Raw genomic sequence first — 1,272 nt, forward strand, 5'->3', positions numbered from 1 at the left:
AGCATTCGCACTTCTGATACCTCCAGCATCCTTTACAAGACACCTTCACAGGCTTACAGAACGCTCTCCTACCACGCACATTGCTGTGCGTCCGCAGCTTCGGTATATAGCTTAGCCCCGTTACATCTTCCGCGCAGGACGACTCGATCAGTGAGCTATTACGCTTTCTTTAAAGGGTGGCTGCTTCTAAGCCAACCTCCTGACTGTTTTAGCCTTCCCACTTCGTTTCCCACTTAGCTATATTTGGGGACCTTAGCTGGCGGTCTGGGTTGTTTCCCTCTTGACACCGGACGTTAGCACCCGATGTCTGTCTCCCGTGATTGCACTCTTCGGTATTCGGAGTTTGCTATGGCGGGGTAATCAGCAATAGACCCCCCAACCATGACAGTGCTCTACCCCCGAAGGTGAGACACGAGGCACTACCTAAATAGTTTTCGGAGAGAACCAGCTATTTCCAGATTTGTTTAGCCTTTCACCCCTATCCACAGCTCATCCCCTAACTTTTCAACGTTAGTGGGTTCGGTCCTCCAGTACGTGTTACCGCACCTTCAACCTGGCCATGGATAGATCATCTGGTTTCGGGTCTACACCCAGCGACTCAACGCCCTGTTCGGACTCGCTTTCGCTACGCCTTCCCTAATCGGTTAAGCTTGCCACTGAATGTAAGTCGCTGACCCATTATACAAAAGGTACGCCGTCACCCGTTTCCAGGCTCCGACTGTTTGTATGCATGCGGTTTCAGGATCTATTTCACTCCCCTCCCGGGGTTCTTTTCGCCTTTCCCTCACGGTACTGGTTCACTATCGGTCGATCACGAGTATTTAGCCTTGGAGGATGGTCCCCCCATCTTCAGACAGGATTTCACGTGTCCCGCCCTACTTGTCGTACACCTAGTTCCACAATCGTGTTTTCGCATACAGGGCTATCACCTGCTATGGCCGGGCTTTCCATCCCGTTCTGCTAACACCACTGCTAAAGAGTACAAGGCTCTTCCCATTTCGTTCGCCACTACTTTGGGAATCTCGGTTGATTTCTGTTCCTGCAGCTACTTAGATGTTTCAGTTCGCCGCGTTCGCTTCCCACACCTATGAATTCAGTGTGGGATGACCCATTCGGGCCGGGTTTCCCCATTCGGACATCTCCGGATCAAAGCTTGTTTGCCAGCTCCCCGAAGCTTTTCGCAGGCTACCGCGTCCTTCATCGCCTGTGATCGCCAAGGCATCCACCACATGCACTTGTTCGCTTGACCCTATAACGAGTGTGTCTCGATCG

General features: G+C 52.0%; 1 rRNA gene. It reads right to left on the reverse strand.

Annotated elements, in window-relative coordinates:
- A 23S ribosomal RNA gene (locus tag AC3WLF_RS05545) occupies positions 1-1,249 on the reverse strand; the annotation flags it as partial.
- Positions 1,250-1,272: the final 23 nt, after the last annotated feature.

It is taken from the genome of Cupriavidus sp. FW306-01-F10A, assembly GCF_058782785.1.